Here is a 21426-nt window from a genome sequence, read left to right as displayed (position 1 = left end):
TAGGAATCAATATGCGAACTACCTTAACGATCGAAGATCAACTCGCCGCAGAGCTCAAGGAACTCGCCCACCACAGCGGTAAGTCGTTCAAGCAAATCGTCAATGAGGCACTGGACGCGGGATTACAGGGATTGAAACACCCCAAAGGGCGACCGTATCATCTGCAGCCCGCGACGATGGGCCCGGCCCGACCCGGAATCGACCTGGACAAAGCCCTCCAATTGGCCACGGAGATGGAAGATGCGGCCATCGCTCACGAGCTCGAGCAGCGCAAATGATCCTCGTGGACGCCAACTTGCTGCTCTATGCAGTCAATCGGGATCTCCCGCCACACCCCACCGCGCGCATCTGGTTCGAAGATATCCTGTCGGGCAATGAAAGGGTGGGATTTCCCTGGGTGGTTCTGCTGGCATTTCTGCGCATTGCGACTTCCAAACGGATTTTCGAGCGCCCCCTTCCAGTGGAAAAGGCCAATGCTTACGTAGACGAGTGGTTGAGTCAGCCGGTGGCAACAACTTTGGTACCCGGCGCCGCCCATTGGGCGATTCTGCGAAACCTCCTGAATCAAACCGGAACCGGCGGCAACTTGACCACCGATGCGCATATCGCTGCTTTGGCTTTGGAGCATGGCTGCACGGTATGCTCCATCGATAACGACTTCAAACGTTTTCCTGGACTAAGGCATATCGATCCCCTGAAATAAGGGGGTCAAATTCGTATCATTGGTATCGACGAACAGCGCGTCGGCGGACTGCTCAGCGGCCGTTATCGCCATACATATCATCGCGCCGCAAGCTCAAATCCTCGGGCCATTGGCCGACCTGGTCGACCGGCGCGCGCGGGCCGGCGGCGGTGCGTTCGGCCGGGCCGCGGCTGCTCAGAAAATCAATGAAATCCTCCACTTTCGCCACCCGCTCGGGCGGCAGTTCCTTGAGCTTGTTGACCAGGGGCTGGATGTCGTGGGCGTGCATGGTTGTGTTACTCCTTCCTTAGCCACTTCAGGCCGCCGACCAGCGTTTGGCCTGATGCTGAATGATCAACTCTAGGCCTCAAAAGTCAACTTCAAGTCCTCGTCCGGTCTGCGTTCGTTCCGGTCGAAGACCAGCATATCCGCGCTGACCGATAGTGCCACGACCAGGCGCCGCAGCACGTCCAAGGCGGGTTGAATCGAACCATTCTCATGGCGCTGAATCTGGATTACGCAAGGTAGCATAAACGCTTTTATAAATACAGTTAGGGTCACTTCTTTACCCAACGCGCCGTAAAACCCCGTCATTCATGGCGAGGCTATAAGGCGCGGCCTCTATGCTATGTAGAGTGGAACGGGGCGAGAACAGGGAGCGGTTCGAGTGGATATTGGCGAATCATGGATTGAACAAGTAATTTCCGTTCGTATGCGAAGGGAGGCAGGGAATACTATAATGTAAAGAACTGCCCCCCTTGAGCCGCCAGCCATTCCCGCCGGTCCTGATCGTCGCGGAAAACCGCCTCCCGGCGATCCCCGCGCGAAGTCACGTGATAAAGCCCGTCCGCTCAATACGAAGGGGGCTTGCCATAAGGGCAGTTTAGTACGAATCCGCTGGATTGCAAGACCTGATCCTTTTACTCTCTTTTGCTTTATTTCCCCGCGATCGCGAACAACGCCGCGATGATCAAAGCCGTTTGCCCCGTCATCAAACCGACCAGCCAACGCAGCGTCGACGACCGGACCTGCTCGATTTCCTTGCGCACAGACTCGATTTCCTTGACCAGCCGGCCTTCGGCCTCGACGATCTCCCTGCGGACAGCCTCGATTTCCTTGGCCAGCCGGCCTTCGGCCTCGACGATTTCCTTGCGGACGGTTTCAATCTCCTTCTGGAGACGCAGTTCGGTTTCATTCAAGCCGGATTGGGTGGCCAACTCCTTGACCTCGGGATAGCGCTCTTCCATCCGCTCGAAAGCCTCGGCGATCAACCGGGCCCGGGTCTTATCGTCGGGCGCGGAGGAAAGTTGCTCGTAGAATTGAATGACGGAAGTCATGAAGAAAAAATAGCATCCCGCGCCTATCGCGGCAACCCTCATGAGTCATGCCGGGGTCAAGTCTTGCAATCACTCATGGAATATTGGAATGTGAGAACTGGCACCGGTGCCCCTGTGTTGCTCTAGGCGGCAACAAGCTTCTTGACCTTGAGCTCTTTACGATGCTGCTCAGCATGCCAAAGTTCATATTGGGACTGCTGGTTCAGCCAGCTCTCTGCCGATGTATCAAACGCGATAGAAAGCCGGATGGCCATTTCGGGACTAATACCAGCCTTTCCGTTCAACACAGCGCTCAGGGTTTTGCGACTTACTCCTAATGCTTCTGCCGCGGCCGTTACAGAGAGACCAAGAGGCTCAAGACAAAGCTCACGCAATACTTCACCTGGATGGGGGGGGTTGTGCATCAACATCGGTACTACCTTAGTGGTAATCTTCATAGTTCACTATCTCGGCGTCTCCGTCCTCGAACCGGAACGTCACTCGCCAGTTACCACTGACCGTCACTGACCAAATTCCGGCACGACTCCCCGAGAGCTCGTGCAGCCGAAGGCCTGGTAAGTCCATATCTTTGGCGTCTGAAGCTGCATTGAGTCTACCGAGAATAAGCCGAAGCCTATTTGCATGAGCGGCCTGAATCCCTGCGGTGTTGCCGGGTTTGAAGAATTTGGCCAAGCCCTTGTGCTTGAAGCTTCGAATCATTGCTTGACTGTACCTTGTAACGTATCAGGTGTCAACGCACATAGCGTTCCGATCAACCGGCGCGGCGGTTAGCCGCGTCTGAGTTGAACCGGTTGTGAATATTCGGGGTCAGAGAGCTAGAGGGGTCTACCCTCGGATTTGCAGGTTAGCGGAACCCCCGCATAGACGGTAAGATGGTCCTTGGGTAAGCGATCAGCAAACCCCATCTAAAATTTACCCTCCGTTTGCGCTACGCTCTCGTTTTTTCCAATCAAGAGGTAGCCATGCCCCCACCGAGAAAGAGCAATTCTGGCAAGAACACTTTGACGCCTGGCGGGTGAGCGGCCTGTCGCAGGCGGAGTATTGCAAGCAGCACGGCCTCAAGTTCAGCCATTTCGCCTACTGGCGCACCCGCAACAACAAGCAGCGGCGCAAGCTCGTGCCCCTGTGGGTGCCGCCGGCATCTGGTAAGCGGTCAGTTAACCACTCCCTGTTCAAGCTCGATGTTCCATGGTAGCAAGGCCCGGATTTGCTCTGGTGCGGTTGCTTCGGGCAGTTTGGTGAACACTGTTTTGAGGTAGGCGTAAGGCTCCAGCCCATTAGCCTTGGCCGTTTCAATCAGGCTATACGGTGCCGCACAGCACAAAAGGGTCAGGTCTTGCAATCCAGCATATTCAGCACAAAAGGGTCAGGTCTGGTGGGCATCGGTGTCAGTTCTCGTATTCATGCATGATTGCAAGACCTAAGCCTTTGACCTTAAGCATTGGCCTTTTCCACTGGAAGGGGGCGTATTCCACGCCCAGCCGGGAAGCCGGGGCGGGGTCGAGCGGCATATCCGCCGGGGCGAACAATTGGGAAATCTCATCGAGTCACGTTACGGCGTAACGCATCCTCGGCAATGGCGGGCCAAGCATCTGCGATGGGCGCTCGAGCATGGCTTGGCGGATTTATCCCCCGGCACCCGTTATCATTATTGGCGCAGTGCCCGGGCCTGCGTGGCGGCCTTGGGGAAATGGCCCGAATGGGAACCGCATCTTAAGGGATCCTGGAACCGGCCGGACGGCAAGAAAAAAAATTCTCGGACTGGCGGTCGTCCGCCAAGAATGGCGTATCGGGCTTCGTCTGGATAATCCATACCGTATCTTTAGTCTTTGACCCAGTTGGCTATGCGAATTCCTGGCGCATTTTCAAATTGCTTTATGTTGTTGGTGATGACCACCAAGCCTTGCGACCTAGCGTGACCTGCAATCATTTCGTCGTAAGGGCCAATCGGACGGCCTATTTTCTTCAATTCCGCCCTGAGCTGCCCCGTATGCGCTGCGGCGTCGTTGTCGTAGGGCAATACCTCCAAACGGGCAGCGAACCCCTCGATTTCCCGAAGATTCCGGTCTACTGCGGCGGAAGCCTCCGCGCCATAAATCAACTCCATGAGCGTTATCGTTGAAATACACATTTGGCCATCGTGAGCCTTGAACGCCTCTCGAACTTCACTGGGTTTGTTCTTGATGGTGTAAATAGCGATATTGGTGTCGAGCATGTACTTCAACATCAAAGATCCTCGCGCTCTTGGTGTGTTGGCTGCTCGCGGCTCGGCATGAAATCATCGGAAACACCCTCCCCGTCAAACCATGTATCCCAAGATTCTCCAGCAGGCGTGATGATCCGGGCTCGCCCCTGAATAACGATGTCTACCTGTTTTACGGTATCCGGGTAGGCTACCGGCTTGGGAAGCCGTAAAGCCTGACTCTTGTTGCTCTTGAAAATACTGGCTCGTTCCATTTTAAATTCACCTTTCAATTCAATATTCTGATACATTCCGCATGTATATCCCAGCTTAGTGATGATGATGGGGTATGTCAACGGTATATCCCAGCCCGGTGCGATCATCGGTACGCGAACCGGGTGGGCCGCGCGGTTGTCGTCGAAGATCTCGATCTGCTGGATTTCCGCTGAAAACAGTTGGTTGCAGTTTTACAAATACTTCTTGAACATCGACGCGGCCACCGCCACGGAAATCCCGAACAGGGCCGCGAACGGCAATACCACGAAGTTCGGATGGACCGACACCGGCAAAGCCAAATAGACAATCCAGGGCAGGATCAACGAGGGGCCGATCAGGCGTTTGGTGTGATGATAGACGAAGCGATTCCCGTCCGCCCCCGTATTTTCTCAGATCCCTCTGGACCAATCCGCAAAAGGGTCACGCAAAAGCGCAAAAGGGTCAGGTCTTGTATTCCAACATTTCATGCGTGATTGCAAGACTTGACCCCGGCATTTCTATTTTAGTATTGAATACAGACCGAAATGTGTATATATTTCGAAATATATACACATAGGAGTTTTTATATGAGAACCAACATTGTCATTGACGAGGAACTGATGACCGATGCGCTCGAACTCACCGGCCTCAAGACCAAAAGAGAAGCCGTCGAGCTTGCACTTAAGACGCTGATCAAATTAAAAAAACAAGAAAATATTAAGGCATACAAAGGAAAGCTCAAGTGGGAAGGCGACCTTGAGGAATCGAGAAAGACGCGATGATTCTTGTGGACTCCAGCGTTTGGATCGACTACTTCAACGGCCTGGATACACCCCATACCGACAAGCTGGACAGCTTGCTGGGCATAGAACCGGTGGGCGTCGGCGATCTTATTTTGACTGAAGTGCTGCAGGGATTCCGTTCCGATAGGGACTATCGAACGGCAAAACAATTGTTCGCCTCGCTGGAACTATTCGAAATGCTCGGCCGGGAGATTGCTATCAAATCCGCTGAAAACTTTAGATCGTTGCGAAAACGGGGCATTACGGTTAGAAAAACGGTCGATACGATCATTGCCACTTTCTGCATTGAGGCCAGGCATGCCCTCCTTTTTTCAGACAAGGACTTCCTTCCATTTGTCGAATATCTCGGTTTACGTGCGGTTCTGAGCGACACCTAGCTTGGGGTCCGGGGTCAGTTCTTTACTTTTATAGCCCGCCCTGTCTCCTTTGGCATCCGAACGGGGATCACTTCTTCAATCCATGATTCGAGCAAAAGGCAAAAGGGTCAGGTCTTGCAATCCAGCATATTGGGGTGGACGCCGGTGTCAGTTCTCATATTCCATGCATGATTGTAAGACCTGAACATCCCGCTGGTATTTTCAAGCTATTTCGAGCTAGTTTTCTCTGGTGAAGCTATCCTGAGCTCATACGCCCTTCCCTGTTTGAGCATTCGAAATAGCACGCGGCACAGATGGCGCCCCAACGCACGGATAGCCTGATTATGGCTCTTACCCTGGGCGCGCTTTTTCTCATAGAAGCGCTGTGATTCAGGAACCTGCTTTCGGTGCCGATCGACACCCACCAGCATCGCCGCTTTTGCGCGCGTATTCACATGCTTTGGGTTCTTCGAGCCGCGCTGATTTCCTGAGCTGTTGTCGAGGTTCGCCATGCCCACGTAGACCGCAAGACTACCTTCTTTGGCGAAGCGCTCGATGGTACCGAGTTCACCGGCCAGCTCCGACGCACATACGGTCGCAAAGCCGGGTATGGTATCGACCAGCTGTGCAATCTCTGACTGGCCCATGAGTTCTTCACAGCGGACTTCAAGCGCCTTTATCTTCTGTCTCAGGTCCAGTATTCGACGGGCATCTTCAACAATCATCGGGCCGACCCACTCAACATCGTGGCTGAAGCTCGCAGCCTTCTGCCAACCGCCTATCACCTCGACGTATGTGCGTCCGATGCCTTTGATCGAAAGCACCGTCTTCCGACGGATACGGGCAAGCTTACGAAGGTCGTCACTATAGGTGATAAAGTTCAAAAACCAGAGGTTTTCCGCATCCTTGGTGATTGCCAGCAATCCGGGGCAAACCGCCTGCAAATCAGCCTGCATGCGGCTCAGAAGGCGACTTTTCTCATTAACCAGCGAACGGCGCCGGCGGGTCAGACGCTTCAGTTTTTCGTTCTCAACCGGCGTTGCTGAGACCTCCTGGAGCACCCCTTTGGCCGATGGGAGATAGTCCCGCAGCTGGAACAGCTCGAGGCCTTTCCGTGCATCGATTCGGTCTGTTTTAGCCGCCGCCGGGAAAATCTCCTTGAAGCGGGCAAGCTTCAGATTATTGATATTGAAAAGGCGATAACCATGGGAGCGCACGAGGGTGTCCAACGGGCGAGCCCAGCCGTTATACCCTTCCATGGCCACCGAGACCTCACCCCCATAGCGATGGTGGTGGTGTTCGATTCGCTCGAAGAAAAGCTCGAAGCCTTCCGGCCGGTGGGGCAGGTCGAATTCGTCCAGCACTTCTCCACAGGGCAGGCCGATCGCTACACTGTGACTGTGACAGCCCACATCAATGCTGACGCGAATGTCGGAGGTTGTTGTCATTGTTGGTGTCTCCGTAAGTCAGAACCAGTAGAAGAAAATCATCCGCCGGTCTCGTCTACTTACAGAGCCACATCAGAGAGCTGATCGGCACCATCCCGTTCGACCCACCGGATGATGCAGGGTGGCGGGGGCGGCATTTCAGGTTCGAGTGAGCCGAAACCGGCCACCGACCCCAGGAGCCACACCCCCGCCGAAGTCAATCTTACCTATTATGCGGGGGCTCCGCTAACCTGCAAATCCGATGGTAGACCCCAGGCTCCCCCGCTTTTGCGCTGACCCCCTTTTGTTGTGATTGGCTCGCTTGATAGCAAACTCTGACAGCCGTATAGTGAAACAGAGTTAGCCGTATTATGTGGGGGATCGATGGAGGATATTAAATTGACTATTCGCCTGCCGAAACAGGACGTGGCGTTTGCCAAAACCTATGCACAGGCTCACGGCATCACGGTCACGGAGTTCATAGACCGATACCTAAGGCGTATGCGATCATTGGAAAAGCATACGCCCACCCCTGAGTTAGACACCATGATAGGCTTGATTCCCGCCGATATCGATGCCGAATCGGAATATCAGCGTCATCTGCTGGACAAGCACCGGCCATGATATTGGTGGACTTGAACGTGGTGCTCGACGTGTTACAACGTCGTGAACCGCACTTTCACGCTTCGGCGAGGGTGATGGAAAAATCGGTTCGCGGCGAGATTCGAGCGTATCTGCCGGCACACGCTTTTACCACCATCCATTATCTCGTGCAGCGCTACCAGAATCGAAGCAAAGCAGACGAAGCCATTGATTGGTTGCTTAAGTACTTCGAGGTGGCGAAAGTGGGGCGTGAAGAGCTGATAAGAGCACGCGGGATCAAGTTAACCGATTTTGAGGACAGCGTGGTAACCGCCGCTGCTCTGGATGCAGACTGCCGATGCGTGATTACACGAAACATCAAAGATTTTAAAGAAGCTCCGATAGACGCTCTCACGCCTGAAGAATTCTTGCTCACGCTTTAGCTGACCCCCTCTGTCATCAGCATCAACACCGACACGATGACACGAATGCGGGGCTCTCTGCCCCATTCGCTGGAACATTTCTCTGTAAGAGCGGCTCTTTAGCCGCGACCGCCGCACCTATCGCGCCCAAAGGCGCTCCTCCAACCGAACCCCTCCAGCGGGCTCTCGGGCTCTGATGCGAAGGAAGGCAGGGAGGGCTATAAAGTAAAGAACTGACCCCGGACCCGTCGTCCAGGTGCGCGCGCCGCGTCTAACGCCTTGAAGGCCCAGCTTTTTCATGAGTCGGGCTACCGTGCAGCGGGCCACCATGGTCTCTTCGCGCAAGAGTTGCCGCCAGACCTTGCGAACACCGTAAACACCGAAGTGCTCGTGCCAGACCCGGAGAATCTCAACTTCCAGTGCCCGATCCCGCTTGGCGCGAGCCGGTAGCCGCTCGGGATCTCGTTCTCGGGCTTTCTACTCATAATACGTGGACGGGGCAATCTGAAGCGCTTTGCAGATTGGCTCGACCCCGTGCGTCGCCCGGTGCTCGTCGATAAAATCCACCCTTATTTCTGTCGGCGGTCGAGCTCCGCCTGGGCAAAATAAGCGGATGCCTTGCGTAATATCTCGTTGGCCCGCTTCAACTCCCTGTTCTCACGTTCCAGCTGCTTGAGGCGTTCTCGCTCCGACGTGGCCATCCCACCACGAATCCCTTGATCCGTTTCCGTTTGCCGTACCCATTTGCGCAGTGTCTCCGGTGTGCAACCAATCTTTGACGCCACCGATTGGATCGCTGCCCACTGAGAACCATGCTCCGCTTGGTGATCCAATACCAGCCGAACCGCCCGTTCCCGGACTTCCGGCGCATATCTTATTCGCTTGTTCATGACTCCATCCTCTCAAGAAATGGAGTCTCCGGCAAAACCGGGGCGGTTCAGGTCCGAGTTGAGCGACTTGTTAGCCGTGGCATCGTATAAGCTGCCCGATACATACTTGTGAAGAATGCTTGATACAAGTGTTTGATAAGGGATACCTTCCTCTAGCGCCCGCCTTTGTAGAGCCTCTAGATCACGTGATGATATGCGAATATTTATGCGTTTATCTTTTTTAAATGTCTCTTCAGCGGCTTTCGCAAGTTGCTTCTTTCGCTGCGGAGTTAAGACAGACTTAAACTCCCCTGCTTCGAAATCACGCAGAATCTCTTTCTCTTCCTCATCAAGTTTCACTTTGCTCATGACTTGCCTCCAAGGTATTGCTTCGTAGCCTTTCTGCTTGGAATGATCGTTTTTAAGAAGATTTCATTATCACTTTCCACATATGGGACCAAACAGGCATATTCATCAACCTCTACAACGAATACCCGTTGATTCGGGTATTTAGCCTTGTTGGGGTGTTCAATATCGTCCAGCAATTGACCCTTTTGTATGTAGAACAAGATATCTTCAAAAGATATCTGGCGGTCTTCTATAAGTTGCTGATTTTTGAGATGATTCCAGCTGAAAGGCTTCATGTGGCCAATTTTAGCACATATATGTGTGCTTATTGGCATCATTCCTTTCGGCGTCGCCATAGGGGGGCAAGCCCATCGGCACTCGCCAAATATTTTTCGGGGCTCTATACCTTCAGGGGCGGCCTCACCCGTTACCTTTGCACCTCGCCTGCTTTCGTGCCTACGCATCAACCAGCCCGTCGCCGGAGCCACTGCAAGGCTCGATACCGGGCACGTGGCTTCCGCTTACCCGGGCGGGACTCTCAGCCGCTAGAATGGGCGGCATTGCCAAGCCGCTGCTGACCCCGAATATTTCCGCGACAAATGGGGTCAGACACGATTTTTATCTTTCCTCGGCCGCCCCACCCCTTTCGAGACAGCCCGTCGCCGGGCCAGTGCCTCGATTTGTTTTTTGAATCGATCGCCACCCAAGGCCCAGCCTTTGTGCGTGCAATCGCGGATCTCCGCCAGATCCTCGTCGGAAAGTTCGGTCTGGAATAATTGTCGGTAAGCCTGTTGCCTGGCCGCTTCATTGCGACCCAATCGCAGATATTCCTCGTGCGCCGTCAGCCAGTCGGCATTCAGTCCCGATGCCCCCTCTGCATTCCGGCGATAACTCGACCAAAGGTAGTCCCCGGGATGCGTCACCATCCCCGCCCTGACCGGATTGAGCTCGATGTAGCGCATCAGGGTCAGCAGATACCGCTCACTGTCCACCACCGTTGCCCGATAGCGTCCTTCCCAAAGCGTCCCGCTGCGCCGGTAGGTGGTATTGAAGTATTGGACATATCGTCGGCCCGCTGATTGAAAGACTTGACTGATGCTCTGGTCAAACTCAGGCGTCGCTAGCAGGTGGATATGGTTGGTCATCCAGACATAGGCATGAATCGACAGACCCTGCTTGGTGGCCGCTTCCACCAAGATATCGCGAAAAAACCGATAATCTTCGTCACCGGCAAAGATGACTTGCCGGTTGTTGCCACGCTGGATGATGTGCTGTGGCTGACCGGGAATGACATAACGGGGAAGACGGGCCATGGCATCCTCTTTCAATCTTTCAATAAAGCATAAAAACACCATAACACAATTATCGTGTCTGACCCCATTATTCCCTGTATTCCCTGCGCAACCCCCCCTTTTTTCCTCGGCTTTCAATTCAGTGCCGCCAGCGCCGCCTCGGGAGCCTTGTCGAGCACCTTGAGCAGGGCCAGGGCGGCGCCCGTTGGGCAACGCTTTCCCTGCTCCCAATTGCGGATGGTGTCGAGCGGCACATTAATTCGCTCAGAAAATTCCGCTTGACTTAAGCCCAGACGCTTACGAACCCGACGGATAAAACGGGCGGAGTCCAGCATGGCTTCGGCGTCATCTGAGGCTTTATGGGCGGCAATATCAGCTTCGGTGGTGGCGTCTACTCGAGCAGCGTCAATGCGTCCGGTTGTCAAAAAATCCGGAGCGGCGGGATCAATCTTCACGCGTACAGTTTTCATAATAACGAACCTCTCGCTGGTTGGCTTTGCGGGCTGAAATGATGCGCAGAGCACCGTGACGCGGGGTGTACACTACCACGAACAGGCGGTGTTCGATTTTGCCCATGAGTTGGTACCGATCCTCGCCGTAGCTATGGCGGGTGTCGGCCTGAACCAACCGATTCGGATCAAAAAATGCCCGTGCAGCATACGCAAAGTCAAAACCGCGCTCACGGAAGCATGCCTCGCTTTTATCTTCGTCCCATTCAAACTCCATCTTCCAAGTCTAGCCCATTGACCTACTACCAGACAAAGCTTTTCGCAGCACAATACGTTGACACTATGACGCCCTATAGCGCCAAGAACCAGCTAATAGGTAACCCTTTTTCCTCCTAAAAAGTGTAATGGAATGGTCCGTTCCACTCCCCAAACGGCCTCAAGTGGGCCAAAATGGGTAAGCTCTTGAATCAGGGCATCCATTAACCAACTGAATGGAGTGAAGAAAGAAAAAGGTGTCGGCGGTTGAAAAGGTGTCTGACCCCGTTTTCCTCATGACCCCGTTTTCCTGCATTATTCCTTTCGCCATTATTCCTTCCTTTTTTGGGCCTTCAAGCGGCCAGATCCAATCGGGCGTCAATCTCGTCCCAGGGTACCAAAATCTGACCCGCCTCGTTCTTCTCGATCATTCCCAGCCGCAGTAGCTTGATGACGTCACGGTGGACGTTCTTATAGTCCCGCCCCAAGGCCTTGGCTAGGGCGCGAATGCTGGTCGGACCCGACCGGCGCAGTTGCCGCAACAATCTGAACCGCTGCAGCGTCAGGGTCTTAAGCAGGGTTTCCAGATCAGTAAACAGGATTTCCGCCCGAGATTCTGGAGCTTTTTTGCCATGCTCGGCCCGATGCCAGGCGTCGATGACTTCGCGGGCAGCCTGGTTCACGGAACCAATAGTGATGGCCAGGGATTTTTTCATAATTTGCCTCCACGCGCTTTGGCCACATCGGCAAGAAAATCGGCGACCAGGGTTTCGATGTCAGCGAAGGCGTACGGATCTTCCCTATCGCCCAGATGGCGGTGGTCACCCTTGCCGCGTTCGTTGTCGTAACGCACCACGCATCGGCCATCAGCCAGGCCGTAATAGAAGCGGTATTTCAGCCCGTGCGGGCGCTCTTGGTCTGGATTGGGTAACCGCCAGACCACCATTTGCAAAATCGCGCCGTCCGGGAACACGACCTTGCGGTCGATGACCAGGGTGGCTTTCATAGAACTTTATCATACCATATAGCGTTTCATGCCATATGGCTATAGACAATCCGAATCCTGGTTCCCAATGACAGCGATGCATCACAAAGTCCGTGAATGCTAGGAGTGGAAAGGTGTCTGACCCCGTTTTCCCTCTGACCCCGTTTTCCCGTGACCCCATACGCGCTTACAAGTCTCAGCCGCCAGTTTTCTGGACTCCGTACTGCGTGATTCCATCGAACAAGAAAAGGATCAATCCAATCGGGTAACTAATGAAGTACCGACTGAGGAGGCGTGGTTCATCAACGATCCTATACAACCATCTTAGAGAAAACCGGTTCACCCAATCAGGGTAATACCTAGTTCCACTGGCGGTCTGGTGTAGGAATCCACCGCACGTAAATCCACTACCCGCCCAGCCTGCATCCACTAATTGCATCAGAAACCGCTCCTGCCGTGGGGTCCCCATTCCGACAACGACAACATCTGGATTTAACACAACGAGACGATTGATAAAACTCGCCTTCTCCGAATTGTCTTTGAAATATCCATCTCGGAATCCAACTATATTCAGCTTTGGGAAAGCACCCTGCAAAATCCTACTTGTCTTCTCAATCTCTTTCTTTTTCGCACCGATCAAGAAAATCGATCGGTCCATTCTAGAACACGCCTCGAATACATCTTTTGCGATGGACGTCATATCGAAACTCGTTCGTTGTACATCCCGCCCACTGAGAATCCTGCCGAAAGGGACAAGCGAAAATCCATCGATTCCAACGTAACGAAAATACCGAGCGACGTCCTTTTCCCTTCTCACTAAGCGATACGAATGGGGGTTCACGAAAGTCGTCAGAGTGCCACGCTCCAGGGCACATTCCGGTGATACCGTCCCCAATCGCTCAAACAAGGTACTCACGGTAGATTTCATAATAACACTGGCCTCAGCCGGCGAGGTTGCCTGTGAACGACTGAGAGCCACCATCCTACTAGAAGTGCGTGTGGTATAAAAAATTGGTAAAAGTAAAACGGATTAGCGAATTGAAGAAAAACCTGATGACTAAATACAGCTACGATCAAAAGCAACAAAATCCAAGCTATTCTCTCTCTTTGTTTGTACGTGGTTAATCGAGCCGCGAATCTTATCAAAACGGCCGCATATACCAGCGCGACCAACACTCCGAACTCGGCTAGGATCCAAAGGCCCTCAAAATGCGGAGCCACCCCAGATATCCCTGTCTTCTTCTCGAACCAAACTGGAAAAACCCCTAACCCAAGCCCGAAGACAAGTTCCGAAATGGAAACGTTCTCTGCATATTCAGAAATAATCTTCACGCGGAACGAAGTCGAACTATCTAGCCCGTATTCATTCGATGTTTCAGTAAGCCTGGACAAAACCGGTTCAAACAGCGGCAGTGACACAAGCAGCAATCCCGCGATTAATGGTACGAAAACCAAGACGCCCAACTTTCTAATGCCTGTCTCGCGGAGGTAAAAAGCAGCGAAGAACAAGAGAAGTGAAGCCGCCATTATAGATCGCGTGACTGTAAAACTGATCAGCAAGGACGCGACCAGCGCTGATATCAAAAAAAAGCCCCGCTTTCTCTTGAGCCAATAGACCAACAGCCCCGATTGTATTACCAAGAGAGCCGACGCGAAACCTATCGGACTGCCCACACTGGCCGGATACCGGTAGGCGCCGTTCATGTAGACGTATCTTTCACCGGCAAAATCTAGAAAAACCTGAAACCCATAGAGCGCTGTCCAAAGTACCATAATCCGAGCGAGCACCTTCTCCCAATACTCTGGCTCTCTCAAATGGAGATTGTAGAAAGCTTGTATGAGAAAAGCGTAGCTTGCGATCCGAAGAAGGGAGGACCCCGCCTCAAGGGCGAGACCCTTCGCTCCGGCTATCAAAAAGCCGTAGACTGCAAACGCCAGTAGCAGTAGGGGTACCTTATGGACCCGCAATCCGGGACGGCTGAGGAATAGAAAAACCAACGATAGTACCAGCACTACACCTACTGTAAGGCCGCGTTCCAGGGCATACTGTTGACCGTTCCCGCCCGTGTGCAAATATCCGACGAAGGACATTAGACAGGCCATTGTGACTATGAAAGCCGTCGCAGTTGCTCTGCTACTCATCGTTGAGTCCAATGAAGTCGACCGCTCCTTCGAAAATCTCCTTCAGCTCTCCGCGCACCTTGAGTTGTTCGCGAGCCGTTTCGGTAAGCCATGCTAGGAATGACCGAGCTTGTAACTTAAACAGTGCATTTGCTGTTATGAGTGCACCGGAACTCAGCCCTGCCACGGAATCTGGCTGAGCCTCGGAAATCAGCATTTCAACCGGGCGTGGATCATCAATCACCTCTATTCCCGCTCCTCTCAGAGTCTCCGAACACGACTCCATCGGATGCAACTTTAAAACCAATCCCTTACCCTTACTTGCATAAAAGGCTTCGACCCGCTTTATGAAATCGATGTACTGCGGCATCGACATCAGGTTCAGATCATAGAGCGGGCTTGAAAAGAAAAGCACAGCCCCCTTCAGGTCTACCCTAGCCGACGCCGGAAATAGTAGTGCGCCTGACTCATATCGAGCCGCCAACAGCGTCGATATAGCAGTTCGGTACTGGTCTCTCTCTAAATCACTACGCGTTTTTAAAAATGTCCTTGACGAATCCAGCCAAAAATCATGCGACAGGCCCTTGCGAAGTAAGTATTTCGTCCGCGCGAATTGGCGGCCTTCCCGTCTTGCCGCATGAACATGATGCTTCATCCCTCCATAAGTACCGATTCCCTCTTCGAATGAAAATGTAGAAATGTCAGTCATCCGAGAAGTCGGAGAATATGCAAGGGAAGCCGGTTTGAAATACGTGTGATGCCCGATAATAACTCGGAAATCCCTGGTCCGTCGAAAGCGCACTGGATAAATTGCTCGTTTCATTCGAACAAAAGAAAACTTCACAAATCGTACAACCCACTCGGAAGCGCGACGGGAAACTTGGTGGCTGACTTTAAATTCCAAGTGGCCAATTCTTCCACGTCCTTCCGGAAGGAGGTAACTACCTTTTATTCCGGGAAGCAAATGAATGTCGAGAAAGCTACAATCATCTAAAACCTGAATATGACTAATCGCGCTTATGAGGTGAAATCCCGAAACGACATCACAAATGACAACTATTCTCATGCCGTAACCTTCTGACAACTCCTCAACCTTTAGAAGGCGCTCTGCCTACTGTACTGCCCCCAAACCTCCATGGCATTGGGCAATAGCGTTGTGAAACCACAATAACCAGTAATGCACTGAACGTGTACGCTACCAAGGTCGCATAAACGGCCCCATTCATTCCGTATACGGATATCCATAAGATGTTTAGTATGATATTTGTACCCGCCGCAAGGGACGTAGTCACCATCAGTACTTGAGTTTTCCCTATGTAGACAAGGTACGGCATGAAAATCTGGTAGAGCCCGAAAGCCACGTAAGACATCGCAATTGGTAACACAAGGCCGATTGAGTCCCGATAAGCGCTATCAATCGCGAAGTCGATAACCCACTCGGCAACCTTTGAGTAAGCTAGAGCACCCAAGATAAGCAGCACGAGGTACAGGTAGGTAGCCCGCACGATCCCCCGGGCGGCTTCTATGCCGGGCTTAGCCATCTCTCGGAAGAACCACGGTTGCCAAGCTTTTATGAATGCATCCGTAATAACCATCACCACCATTCCGAACTGATACCCCACCGTATATATCCCCACGGCGGCGTTTCCGAGATAGTGACTGATGAAAATCCGATCGCTGACGGCAATTACAATTGAAGCAAGAGCATGCGGTATAAGGGGCAGCGAAATGCCAACTACTTCCTTAAGGTAATCCCGGCGCGCGAACCGATCTAAAAACCCACGTCGCCGAAGTGAGAAGACGCTGAAGCCCCCATAGAGTGCCAGCGGAACCGATATTCCCCATAGCCTGCTTTCCCCAGAGGATTCCACACCAACAAAAAGGATAAGAGTTAGTGAAAGGTTAGCGAGCGCGTGTCCCACTTCCCATCTAAGATATTTCCAGCTCTCCCCCTCAGTACGTAGAAGTGTAAGATTTATCAGATTCGCCACACCAAGAGCGCTGAGTATCGGAAGAGCCCCAAACCAATACGCCGGAACACCGAAAGTAGCTCCATCAAAGAGCAGATAAAGAAGTATCCCGCTGGTCAGCACTGAAAAGATAATGGTAAGCGCAAGGAATACGGCCCCCATCACTTCCCGAAATTCTTCGTTTGACCGATTGAAATACGTCCGGGCTACGTTAACGTTAAGTCCTCCATAAAAAGCCTGGAAGGCTGTAAGCGAAACTTGGAAGATTGCGATTAACCCGAACTCAGCGGGGGGAAGATAGCTAGTCAACAGCGGAAGGAGAAGGAAAGGTACGGCCTTGTTGACAAGACTACTAAACAGATAAACAAGAGAGTCTTTAATCACGAATGCTTTTGCCAACCCGCTTAAGCTTATCGACAACACTTCTGGATATAGGCTCTTGGAAGAGCGCAACATGCATCTTCAAAGCGCGCACCGGCCAATCCCACCACCTGATCTCAAGCAATTCATCCACGATTTCGGGTTCAAATCGATCTCGCAATCGCCGAGCCGGGTTCCCGGCGACAATCTGATAAGGGCCCACGTCTCTTGTTACAATGGAGCCGGCCCCTACGACAGCGCCATCCCCTATGGTTATGCCCGGCATGATGATCGCATTAGCGCCCAGCCAAACGTCATTCCCGAGCCTGACCACCCGGTGCTCCTGCTTCCTGCTACTAACGAAACCGCCCATTTCGGGAGCATACGGAAACGCATTTACACTCGCGTGGTCTAGCGGATGAAAGACAGCATTCACAGTGCAATCCCATGAGATCGCGCAGAAGTTGCCTATCTCACAATGGGAAACTTTTGAGCCTCTTCCAACAGATGAAAACCGCCCCACTTTCGCACCGGTGAGGCTAGCGCCGCCCGCTACTCTCACGCCCTCCTCAAACCGGCTGTTATCGATCTTCGCCGAAACCGATATCCCTTCAAAATTCGAAATGAAATTCCCTTTCCCGGCGAGCCTCATGCGGTTAATGACCGATTTAACAATAGTCTTGGCAGTCACGGTAGTCTTTCCATGAAGGTTTTCATCACGGGGAAATGCCGGTCAATACGATCTCTCGGCTCCTGTAACCTGACCCCCAGCTCTTTCTCGTACCGGATTAGCCGACGCAGATCATTGAGAAACCCCCGTGCCGGGCGCATAGTATCTATTGGAATACCGACCCTGTTAGCAATGATTATTACCTTGTTGTGCTGAACCATTTCATACGCATCCAGGGACGTCCCCCCAAGAACTTTGCCCAGCGCCTTCCCTCGCCCATCTTCGTTTAGCAGAATCGATGGCTTGGATATGCTGCTCATAAAAATGTGTGCATGAACCCTGTATCCGATATGAAAATCCATACCGCTGTAGTGCTCGATCAAAGCCTCCGCTGAACCTGACACATCGATATAAGCTATGTTCTCGCTGTCCAGCCAAGCTGCCATGCGCTTGTTAGCTTTGTACAGCTCTTTCGTTACGCCGGGAGAGCTGAGGTAATTGTCGGACAGACCGTGGTGGAAGACGACGCTCAAATCGGCCCCGGAAAACTCCTCCGCGGTACAGAGTATGGCGGACCGCATCTGGCGTTCCATACGTCGGGACGATTTCATCCCCACACCCAAGGAAAAGGCGACTCTATTTACATCACCGAGCTGTACCGGTTTACCCAAGTTCTCCCAGCTATACAATGCCGGGCAGCCGGTCATCGCATAATTAGAATATCCGAGCGAATGCAGCGTGTTTAGGGTGTGGTAATCCCGAACACTCGATAGAAAAGCATCGCCCGCAATTCGATCGAGCAATTCATGAGTCTGCTGATTAAGCGCATAGTCGTGTGTGTCTTTCCATTCACCATTTGGGGAGTACCATCCGATGCCCGCCGTTACAATCGGTACTCGAATTTTAGAAAGGTCGTCCACGAGCCCGTATACTTTCGGTCGCATTTTCTTCTGAAGAGCCGGCCCGCCGAGCAGAATCAAAGCCTTGGCCCGGTTAACGACGTCCAGACTGCTATCGTCAAACGGCATCCATCCATTTAGGTCAACCAACTCTCGGTCAGAGCGAAGCTTCTGAAGTAATTGCTTTGCTCTATGCTTAATCAGGAAATCGCCGGCATTATTCTTAGATCCCGTCAAGAGAACATAATAAGGTTTATCTGTCATCATGCTGACCTGCGCTGACCTAGCATCTCCCACCCTACGAGTACATCCTCGCCTATATCGGTTGTGACCTCTCGGCCGATCACATCGTCCCAATGGATGGGACTTATCCCATGCGCCGGTCGTTTAGCAATAAGGTCCTCTTCTCTAATGACATGGCCCTTTTGCAGGGTTCTTGCTGCGACGATACTTCGGCGCGCATGTTTTCGTGCCGCACTCTCCTTGGCCACGGACTTACCGGAGTTTGCAACGAGAGTCTCGTATTTTTTCGCTTTGCTCACGAACCTCTGCAGATCTTCCTTGTTCATTGCATGGTAGTGGTCATTGCCTGGAAGCTTCTTATCGTGTGTAAAGTGCTTTTCCAAAATAGAAGCACCAAGCAGCATCGCCACTTCCAGAGAACTTATCGTTTCATCAGGAACCACGTGATCGGAATAGCCGATGACCAACTCTGGGAAGCTCCTGAGGAGCGTCCGAATTACGCCGAGTTGTGCATTGTCTTCTGGAGTGGGATAGTTCAAAACACAATGCAGGAGGGCCAGTTCACGGGCCCCTGCCCCCTTTGCAGTCTGAACCGCGAATTCAATTTCCGGCAAAGTTGCTGCTCCGGTGGACATAATGAGAGGCTTGCCCGTTCTTGCGCATGCTCTCAACAACGGAACATTCGTTATATCGGCCGAAGCTATTTTGAAGGCCGGAACGAGAGGTGACAAGAACTCGACCGCATCCAGGTCGAATGGCGTCGACATGAAATGTATCCCAATTTTCCGACAATGCTCTGCCAGCTTTTCATATTCCTCTGGTCCGAAGGAGTCGTACTTCCTGAAAAGCTCATATTGGCTCTTCGTCGGTTCCTCGCTTTGGTCCCAATAGGCTGGACTGTTTTTCGAAGCAATTTTGTCTGCTTTATACGACTGAAACTTCGCAGCGTGCGCACCGGCGTCGGCCGCTTCTTCAATCAACCGCTTTGCCAGGTTAATGTCACCTTCGTGATTAACACCAATCTCCGCAATAATATATGGACTTAGAGGGTCACCAACTATTTTACCACCAATCATAAACCTCGGCTTCATAACCCCACCTTTAGTGTTCATTGATTGTCCATTAGAGACAGGATCTTTCTAACGACTCGGCGTTTTCCCTTGCTAAGGTCAAGAGCCCTTGCTTTCTTTCTCATTCTTTCCCGGAGCGCCGAGTCTTCCACCACTTTTATCACTGCCGCCTTAATTTCTTCATCTGATACGAGATCACGGTACCCTAAGTTAATAACCCCGTTTTCACTTGATGCAAAAGCATGAGTCGTCTCACGCTGGTTTTGACATATAACAATTGTTGGTACTTCTAGAGCTGCTAATTCCAGAACCGTTCTACCGCCCGACGTTACTGCTATGTCAGCCCTCGCCATATAGTCCGAAATCCGCGTCGTACTGTCTACTAAGGTCACGAAATTTGCTCCACCAACAGCACTCTCCAGGGACTCTTTGTGCCTGTATCCGGGCCCTATGACTATATCGATTTCAATTTTCTTTGACTCACAAAAGTCCAACAATATATCTAACACACGCTGCGTTAAATTACCTTCATCGACACCACCGAACGTTATCAACATCCGCTCTACGCCAGCATTCAAAACATTATGGGGCGTAAATAAAAACTCATCCCTAATACAAAAGTATTTTGGCCCAACTAGAATGTTATCCGATGGCATTTGTTTCGGATACAAAGCATTAATCACGAGATCTGCTTTGTTAGCTCCAGATCCCATATCCTCGAAATTAACAACGACGGCTCCGGAACTTTTGAGCTCCTCAACATAACCGACGCTTGTGTCGAGAACATCGTTTATCACCAAATCCGGTTCCAACGTGATAATTATTTCACCAGGCATTCCGTCAGGACAAATCTTCACATTGTAGTTATGGCTTCTTATATGGTTTGCAGCGAGTTCACTTTGTTCTTCGCAAACAAAGATAAGTTCATGCGGAATGAATTCATGCGCCAACGTTACCGCTCTATAGGCGTGCCCAAGCCCGACCTCAGCATACCCAACGACCGCGAAGACGATTCTTTTTCGCTTTAACAACCCATCACACAGATACCAATCTGAAAAGGTATCTATGTCCACGCTTCGCTCGACCGGCATTTCAACCAATCCAACGGAGGTTCCAATTCTCGTACCGGTCTTAATCTGCTTTCGCGTGCAGCCCACGATCGCGCCGGTTTCCTTGAAAAGAGGCGGTAATTGCTGCCGATTTAGCCTTTCACTGTAATTAGGCACAGGAACACCATCCTGCATGCCCCAAGTTAGATGGCGATCATCAACCACGGTGATAGCAGTATCGTAACGTCCCTGAGCTAAACATTCACATACTCGCTCAATGTCATCGGCGGTCACAAGCGGTGATGTTGGTTGAACAGTAAGAATGCGATCATATATCTCATCCCACTTTTCTTCTGCAGCACTTACCGCGTGCTCAATAACGGGATCGAGCGTAGTGCTATCGGCAGAAAGAAAACCCGGGCGTTTTAACACCGTAGCGCCAAATCGCTGCGCAAAAAGCGCGATTTCGTCATCTTCCGTTGATACAACTACCCGGTTGATATTCGCTGCTAAATTAGCGGCTCGTATCGAATAGTAGATGAGGGGCTTCCCTGCAAGCGGTCGAAGATTTTTTCTTGGAATACCTTTCGAGCCGCCACGGGCTGGAATTATTACAATAGTCTTCATCCGTTATTCCCAAACAATCTATGATGGCTTTTCGTCATTGACGATGACTCAGCAAAACCCTTCCGGATTCATACGTTGCCAAGGAGGGTCAGGAGGGGTCACCATTTAGCCAGCCCATGTCAATAGCATGAAAATATCTGTTGGGAAAAACCCCAATCTCTCAAATACACTGC

At 52.0% G+C, this 21426-nt stretch carries 31 protein-coding genes, 2 pseudogenes and 1 other annotated feature; of the genes and pseudogenes, 7 read left to right on the top strand and 26 right to left on the bottom strand.

Annotation, left to right across the window (positions count from 1 at the left end):
- Positions 1 to 11: 11 nt before the first annotated feature.
- Positions 12 to 278 (top strand): DUF2191 domain-containing protein, encoded by a 267-nt coding sequence (locus H035_RS0101615; RefSeq protein ID WP_022947268.1) that lies wholly within the window; start codon positions 12 to 14, stop codon positions 276 to 278.
- Positions 275 to 703 carry a type II toxin-antitoxin system VapC family toxin gene (locus H035_RS0101610; protein WP_022947267.1) on the top strand — a complete coding sequence of 143 codons (429 nt, stop codon included), beginning with the start codon at positions 275 to 277 and terminating at the stop codon, positions 701 to 703. The genes H035_RS0101615 and H035_RS0101610 overlap by 4 nt, the downstream gene beginning before the upstream one ends.
- A gap of 52 nt (positions 704 to 755) precedes the next feature.
- Here the strand turns inward: H035_RS0101610 and H035_RS0101605 are convergent, their stop codons facing one another.
- The 5 genes from H035_RS0101605 to H035_RS0101585 form a co-directional block, all read right to left on the bottom strand.
- Positions 756 to 971, bottom strand: coding sequence for a hypothetical protein (locus H035_RS0101605; protein WP_022947266.1), 216 nt, complete (start codon positions 969 to 971; stop codon positions 756 to 758).
- Positions 972 to 1042: 71 nt separating this feature from the next.
- Positions 1043 to 1213 (bottom strand): hypothetical protein, encoded by a 171-nt coding sequence (locus tag H035_RS21905; protein WP_161623988.1) that lies wholly within the window; start codon positions 1211 to 1213, stop codon positions 1043 to 1045.
- Between the two features lie 404 nt (positions 1214 to 1617).
- Positions 1618 to 2019, bottom strand: a complete 402-nt coding sequence (locus tag H035_RS0101595; protein WP_026596150.1) for a CCDC90 family protein — start codon at positions 2017 to 2019, stop codon at positions 1618 to 1620.
- 122 nt (positions 2020 to 2141) lie between these two features.
- Positions 2142 to 2456: a HigA family addiction module antitoxin gene (locus H035_RS0101590; protein ID WP_235044528.1), complete on the bottom strand. Its 315-nt coding sequence runs from the start codon at positions 2454 to 2456 to the stop codon at positions 2142 to 2144.
- Entirely contained in the window at positions 2440 to 2718 is a 279-nt protein-coding gene (locus tag H035_RS0101585; protein WP_026596148.1) for a type II toxin-antitoxin system RelE/ParE family toxin, read from the bottom strand. The genes H035_RS0101590 and H035_RS0101585 overlap by 17 nt, the downstream gene beginning before the upstream one ends.
- A gap of 211 nt (positions 2719 to 2929) precedes the next feature.
- Here H035_RS0101585 and tnpA point away from each other — a divergent pair, with 211 nt between their 5' ends.
- Complete coding sequence (gene tnpA, locus H035_RS22695) at positions 2930 to 3214, top strand: IS66 family insertion sequence element accessory protein TnpA (protein WP_407635331.1); 285 nt, start codon at positions 2930 to 2932, stop codon at positions 3212 to 3214.
- Here the strand turns inward: tnpA and H035_RS22345 are convergent.
- The 4 genes and pseudogenes from H035_RS22345 to H035_RS22340 form a co-directional block, all read right to left on the bottom strand.
- Positions 3173 to 3334 (bottom strand): annotated as a pseudogene (locus H035_RS22345) (transposase domain-containing protein); the annotation flags it as partial. The gene tnpA and the pseudogene H035_RS22345 sit on opposite strands and share 42 nt — an antisense overlap.
- A 507-nt stretch (positions 3335 to 3841) precedes the next feature.
- A complete protein-coding gene (vapC, locus tag H035_RS0101565) occupies positions 3842 to 4246 on the bottom strand; it encodes a type II toxin-antitoxin system tRNA(fMet)-specific endonuclease VapC (protein ID WP_022947261.1) in 405 nt (134 codons plus the stop codon).
- Positions 4246 to 4512 carry a type II toxin-antitoxin system VapB family antitoxin gene (gene vapB / locus H035_RS0101560; protein WP_022947260.1) on the bottom strand — a complete coding sequence of 89 codons (267 nt, stop codon included), beginning with the start codon at positions 4510 to 4512 and terminating at the stop codon, positions 4246 to 4248. The genes vapC (H035_RS0101565) and vapB overlap by 1 nt, the downstream gene beginning before the upstream one ends.
- A 156-nt stretch (positions 4513 to 4668) precedes the next feature.
- The gene (locus H035_RS22340) at positions 4669 to 4800 is read right to left on the bottom strand and encodes a DUF4400 domain-containing protein (RefSeq protein WP_235044527.1); all 132 of its coding nucleotides are present in this window, start codon (positions 4798 to 4800) and stop codon (positions 4669 to 4671) included.
- A 243-nt stretch (positions 4801 to 5043) separates the two neighbouring features.
- On the opposite strand from H035_RS22340, the gene H035_RS0101550 reads away from it, so the two are divergent.
- Both H035_RS0101550 and vapC (H035_RS0101545) read left to right on the top strand, forming a co-directional pair.
- Positions 5044 to 5238 carry a type II toxin-antitoxin system VapB family antitoxin gene (locus H035_RS0101550; protein ID WP_022947258.1) on the top strand — a complete coding sequence of 65 codons (195 nt, stop codon included), beginning with the start codon at positions 5044 to 5046 and terminating at the stop codon, positions 5236 to 5238.
- Entirely contained in the window at positions 5235 to 5636 is a 402-nt protein-coding gene (vapC, locus tag H035_RS0101545) for a type II toxin-antitoxin system VapC family toxin (RefSeq protein WP_022947257.1), read from the top strand. Before H035_RS0101550 ends, vapC (H035_RS0101545) begins: the two co-directional genes overlap by 4 nt.
- Positions 5637 to 5842: 206 nt before the next feature.
- Here vapC (H035_RS0101545) and H035_RS0101540 read toward each other — a convergent pair whose 3' ends face one another.
- On the bottom strand, positions 5843 to 7063 hold the full coding sequence (locus tag H035_RS0101540; RefSeq protein WP_022947256.1) for an IS110 family RNA-guided transposase: 1221 nt from the start codon (positions 7061 to 7063) through the stop codon (positions 5843 to 5845).
- Between the two features lie 363 nt (positions 7064 to 7426).
- Here H035_RS0101540 and H035_RS0101535 point away from each other — a divergent pair, with 363 nt between their 5' ends.
- Entirely contained in the window at positions 7427 to 7666 is a 240-nt protein-coding gene (locus H035_RS0101535) for a DUF6364 family protein (protein WP_022947255.1), read from the top strand.
- Positions 7663 to 8067 (top strand): type II toxin-antitoxin system VapC family toxin, encoded by a 405-nt coding sequence (locus H035_RS0101530; protein WP_022947254.1) that lies wholly within the window; start codon positions 7663 to 7665, stop codon positions 8065 to 8067. The genes H035_RS0101535 and H035_RS0101530 overlap by 4 nt, the downstream gene beginning before the upstream one ends.
- Before the next feature lie 225 nt (positions 8068 to 8292).
- Here H035_RS0101530 and H035_RS22335 read toward each other — a convergent pair.
- From H035_RS22335 to H035_RS0101445, 16 genes and pseudogenes are all read right to left on the bottom strand, one after another.
- Positions 8293 to 8936: pseudogene (locus H035_RS22335) on the bottom strand (IS3 family transposase); the annotation flags it as partial.
- Positions 8542 to 8658 (bottom strand) — a sequence feature (AL1L pseudoknot). (Overlaps the previous pseudogene by 117 nt.)
- A 12-nt stretch (positions 8937 to 8948) precedes the next feature.
- Positions 8949 to 9284 (bottom strand): CopG family antitoxin, encoded by a 336-nt coding sequence (locus H035_RS0101520; protein WP_022947252.1) that lies wholly within the window; start codon positions 9282 to 9284, stop codon positions 8949 to 8951.
- Positions 9281 to 9619, bottom strand: coding sequence for a toxin (locus H035_RS0101515; RefSeq protein ID WP_022947251.1), 339 nt, complete (start codon positions 9617 to 9619; stop codon positions 9281 to 9283). The genes H035_RS0101520 and H035_RS0101515 overlap by 4 nt, the downstream gene beginning before the upstream one ends.
- Positions 9620 to 9868: 249 nt before the next feature.
- Positions 9869 to 10576 (bottom strand): transposase, encoded by a 708-nt coding sequence (locus H035_RS0101510; protein WP_026596145.1) that lies wholly within the window; start codon positions 10574 to 10576, stop codon positions 9869 to 9871.
- 113 nt (positions 10577 to 10689) lie between these two features.
- Positions 10690 to 11025 (bottom strand): helix-turn-helix domain-containing protein, encoded by a 336-nt coding sequence (locus H035_RS0101505; RefSeq protein ID WP_022947249.1) that lies wholly within the window; start codon positions 11023 to 11025, stop codon positions 10690 to 10692.
- Entirely contained in the window at positions 11000 to 11281 is a 282-nt protein-coding gene (locus H035_RS0101500; protein ID WP_022947248.1) for a BrnT family toxin, read from the bottom strand. Before H035_RS0101500 ends, H035_RS0101505 begins: the two co-directional genes overlap by 26 nt.
- 331 nt (positions 11282 to 11612) lie before the next feature.
- Positions 11613 to 11975, bottom strand: a complete 363-nt coding sequence (locus H035_RS0101495; RefSeq protein WP_022947247.1) for an HVO_A0114 family putative DNA-binding protein — start codon at positions 11973 to 11975, stop codon at positions 11613 to 11615.
- A complete protein-coding gene (locus tag H035_RS0101490) occupies positions 11972 to 12265 on the bottom strand; it encodes a toxin-antitoxin system TumE family protein (RefSeq protein ID WP_022947246.1) in 294 nt (97 codons plus the stop codon). The genes H035_RS0101495 and H035_RS0101490 overlap by 4 nt, the downstream gene beginning before the upstream one ends.
- Positions 12266 to 12440: 175 nt before the next feature.
- The gene (locus H035_RS17680; protein ID WP_022947245.1) at positions 12441 to 13172 is read right to left on the bottom strand and encodes a WecB/TagA/CpsF family glycosyltransferase; all 732 of its coding nucleotides are present in this window, start codon (positions 13170 to 13172) and stop codon (positions 12441 to 12443) included.
- A complete protein-coding gene (locus tag H035_RS0101480; protein ID WP_022947244.1) occupies positions 13169 to 14386 on the bottom strand; it encodes a hypothetical protein in 1218 nt (405 codons plus the stop codon). Before H035_RS0101480 ends, H035_RS17680 begins: the two co-directional genes overlap by 4 nt.
- Positions 14379 to 15431 (bottom strand): polysialyltransferase family glycosyltransferase, encoded by a 1053-nt coding sequence (locus H035_RS21670; RefSeq protein WP_152485944.1) that lies wholly within the window; start codon positions 15429 to 15431, stop codon positions 14379 to 14381. The genes H035_RS0101480 and H035_RS21670 overlap by 8 nt, the downstream gene beginning before the upstream one ends.
- Positions 15432 to 15453: 22 nt before the next feature.
- Positions 15454 to 16734 carry a lipopolysaccharide biosynthesis protein gene (locus H035_RS0101465; protein ID WP_161623986.1) on the bottom strand — a complete coding sequence of 427 codons (1281 nt, stop codon included), beginning with the start codon at positions 16732 to 16734 and terminating at the stop codon, positions 15454 to 15456.
- On the bottom strand, positions 16712 to 17386 hold the full coding sequence (locus H035_RS22690; RefSeq protein ID WP_022947240.1) for a CatB-related O-acetyltransferase: 675 nt from the start codon (positions 17384 to 17386) through the stop codon (positions 16712 to 16714). The genes H035_RS0101465 and H035_RS22690 overlap by 23 nt, the downstream gene beginning before the upstream one ends.
- Complete coding sequence (locus H035_RS0101455) at positions 17383 to 18531, bottom strand: polysaccharide pyruvyl transferase family protein (protein WP_022947239.1); 1149 nt, start codon at positions 18529 to 18531, stop codon at positions 17383 to 17385. The genes H035_RS22690 and H035_RS0101455 overlap by 4 nt, the downstream gene beginning before the upstream one ends.
- Positions 18528 to 19619: an N-acetylneuraminate synthase family protein gene (locus tag H035_RS0101450; RefSeq protein ID WP_022947238.1), complete on the bottom strand. Its 1092-nt coding sequence runs from the start codon at positions 19617 to 19619 to the stop codon at positions 18528 to 18530. The genes H035_RS0101455 and H035_RS0101450 overlap by 4 nt, the downstream gene beginning before the upstream one ends.
- Positions 19616 to 21253: a cytidylyltransferase domain-containing protein gene (locus H035_RS0101445; RefSeq protein ID WP_022947237.1), complete on the bottom strand. Its 1638-nt coding sequence runs from the start codon at positions 21251 to 21253 to the stop codon at positions 19616 to 19618. Before H035_RS0101445 ends, H035_RS0101450 begins: the two co-directional genes overlap by 4 nt.
- Positions 21254 to 21426: the final 173 nt, after the last annotated feature.

The organism is Methylohalobius crimeensis 10Ki, from assembly GCF_000421465.1.
Classification (GTDB): domain Bacteria; phylum Pseudomonadota; class Gammaproteobacteria; order Methylococcales; family Methylothermaceae; genus Methylohalobius; species Methylohalobius crimeensis.
Note: the sequence above shows the minus strand (reverse complement) of the source record. Positions and strands in the feature narration are given on the sequence as shown.

Coding starts and splice junctions, on each gene's coding strand:
- H035_RS0101605 (WP_022947266.1), bottom strand. CDS start 971: ATGCACGCCCACGACATCCAGCCCCTGGTCAACAAGCTCAAGGAACTG.
- H035_RS0101530 (WP_022947254.1), top strand. CDS start 7,663: ATGATATTGGTGGACTTGAACGTGGTGCTCGACGTGTTACAACGTCGT.
- H035_RS0101610 (WP_022947267.1), top strand. CDS start 275: ATGATCCTCGTGGACGCCAACTTGCTGCTCTATGCAGTCAATCGGGAT.
- H035_RS0101590 (WP_235044528.1), bottom strand. CDS start 2,456: ATGAAGATTACCACTAAGGTAGTACCGATGTTGATGCACAACCCCCCC.
- H035_RS0101500 (WP_022947248.1), bottom strand. CDS start 11,281: ATGGAGTTTGAATGGGACGAAGATAAAAGCGAGGCATGCTTCCGTGAG.
- H035_RS0101540 (WP_022947256.1), bottom strand. CDS start 7,063: ATGACAACAACCTCCGACATTCGCGTCAGCATTGATGTGGGCTGTCAC.
- vapC (WP_022947261.1), bottom strand. CDS start 4,246: ATGTTGAAGTACATGCTCGACACCAATATCGCTATTTACACCATCAAG.
- H035_RS0101505 (WP_022947249.1), bottom strand. CDS start 11,025: ATGAAAACTGTACGCGTGAAGATTGATCCCGCCGCTCCGGATTTTTTG.
- H035_RS0101520 (WP_022947252.1), bottom strand. CDS start 9,284: ATGAGCAAAGTGAAACTTGATGAGGAAGAGAAAGAGATTCTGCGTGAT.
- H035_RS0101510 (WP_026596145.1), bottom strand. CDS start 10,576: ATGGCCCGTCTTCCCCGTTATGTCATTCCCGGTCAGCCACAGCACATC.
- vapB (WP_022947260.1), bottom strand. CDS start 4,512: ATGTATCAGAATATTGAATTGAAAGGTGAATTTAAAATGGAACGAGCC.
- H035_RS0101480 (WP_022947244.1), bottom strand. CDS start 14,386: ATGAGTAGCAGAGCAACTGCGACGGCTTTCATAGTCACAATGGCCTGT.
- H035_RS0101515 (WP_022947251.1), bottom strand. CDS start 9,619: ATGGCGACGCCGAAAGGAATGATGCCAATAAGCACACATATATGTGCT.
- H035_RS21905 (WP_161623988.1), bottom strand. CDS start 1,213: ATGCTACCTTGCGTAATCCAGATTCAGCGCCATGAGAATGGTTCGATT.
- H035_RS0101535 (WP_022947255.1), top strand. CDS start 7,427: ATGGAGGATATTAAATTGACTATTCGCCTGCCGAAACAGGACGTGGCG.
- H035_RS0101595 (WP_026596150.1), bottom strand. CDS start 2,019: ATGACTTCCGTCATTCAATTCTACGAGCAACTTTCCTCCGCGCCCGAC.
- H035_RS0101585 (WP_026596148.1), bottom strand. CDS start 2,718: ATGATTCGAAGCTTCAAGCACAAGGGCTTGGCCAAATTCTTCAAACCC.
- H035_RS0101550 (WP_022947258.1), top strand. CDS start 5,044: ATGAGAACCAACATTGTCATTGACGAGGAACTGATGACCGATGCGCTC.
- H035_RS0101455 (WP_022947239.1), bottom strand. CDS start 18,531: ATGATGACAGATAAACCTTATTATGTTCTCTTGACGGGATCTAAGAAT.
- H035_RS21670 (WP_152485944.1), bottom strand. CDS start 15,431: ATGAGAATAGTTGTCATTTGTGATGTCGTTTCGGGATTTCACCTCATA.
- H035_RS0101615 (WP_022947268.1), top strand. CDS start 12: ATGCGAACTACCTTAACGATCGAAGATCAACTCGCCGCAGAGCTCAAG.
- H035_RS0101490 (WP_022947246.1), bottom strand. CDS start 12,265: ATGAAAGCCACCCTGGTCATCGACCGCAAGGTCGTGTTCCCGGACGGC.
- H035_RS0101445 (WP_022947237.1), bottom strand. CDS start 21,253: ATGAAGACTATTGTAATAATTCCAGCCCGTGGCGGCTCGAAAGGTATT.
- H035_RS0101450 (WP_022947238.1), bottom strand. CDS start 19,619: ATGAACACTAAAGGTGGGGTTATGAAGCCGAGGTTTATGATTGGTGGT.
- vapC (WP_022947257.1), top strand. CDS start 5,235: ATGATTCTTGTGGACTCCAGCGTTTGGATCGACTACTTCAACGGCCTG.
- H035_RS17680 (WP_022947245.1), bottom strand. CDS start 13,172: ATGAAATCTACCGTGAGTACCTTGTTTGAGCGATTGGGGACGGTATCA.
- H035_RS0101495 (WP_022947247.1), bottom strand. CDS start 11,975: ATGAAAAAATCCCTGGCCATCACTATTGGTTCCGTGAACCAGGCTGCC.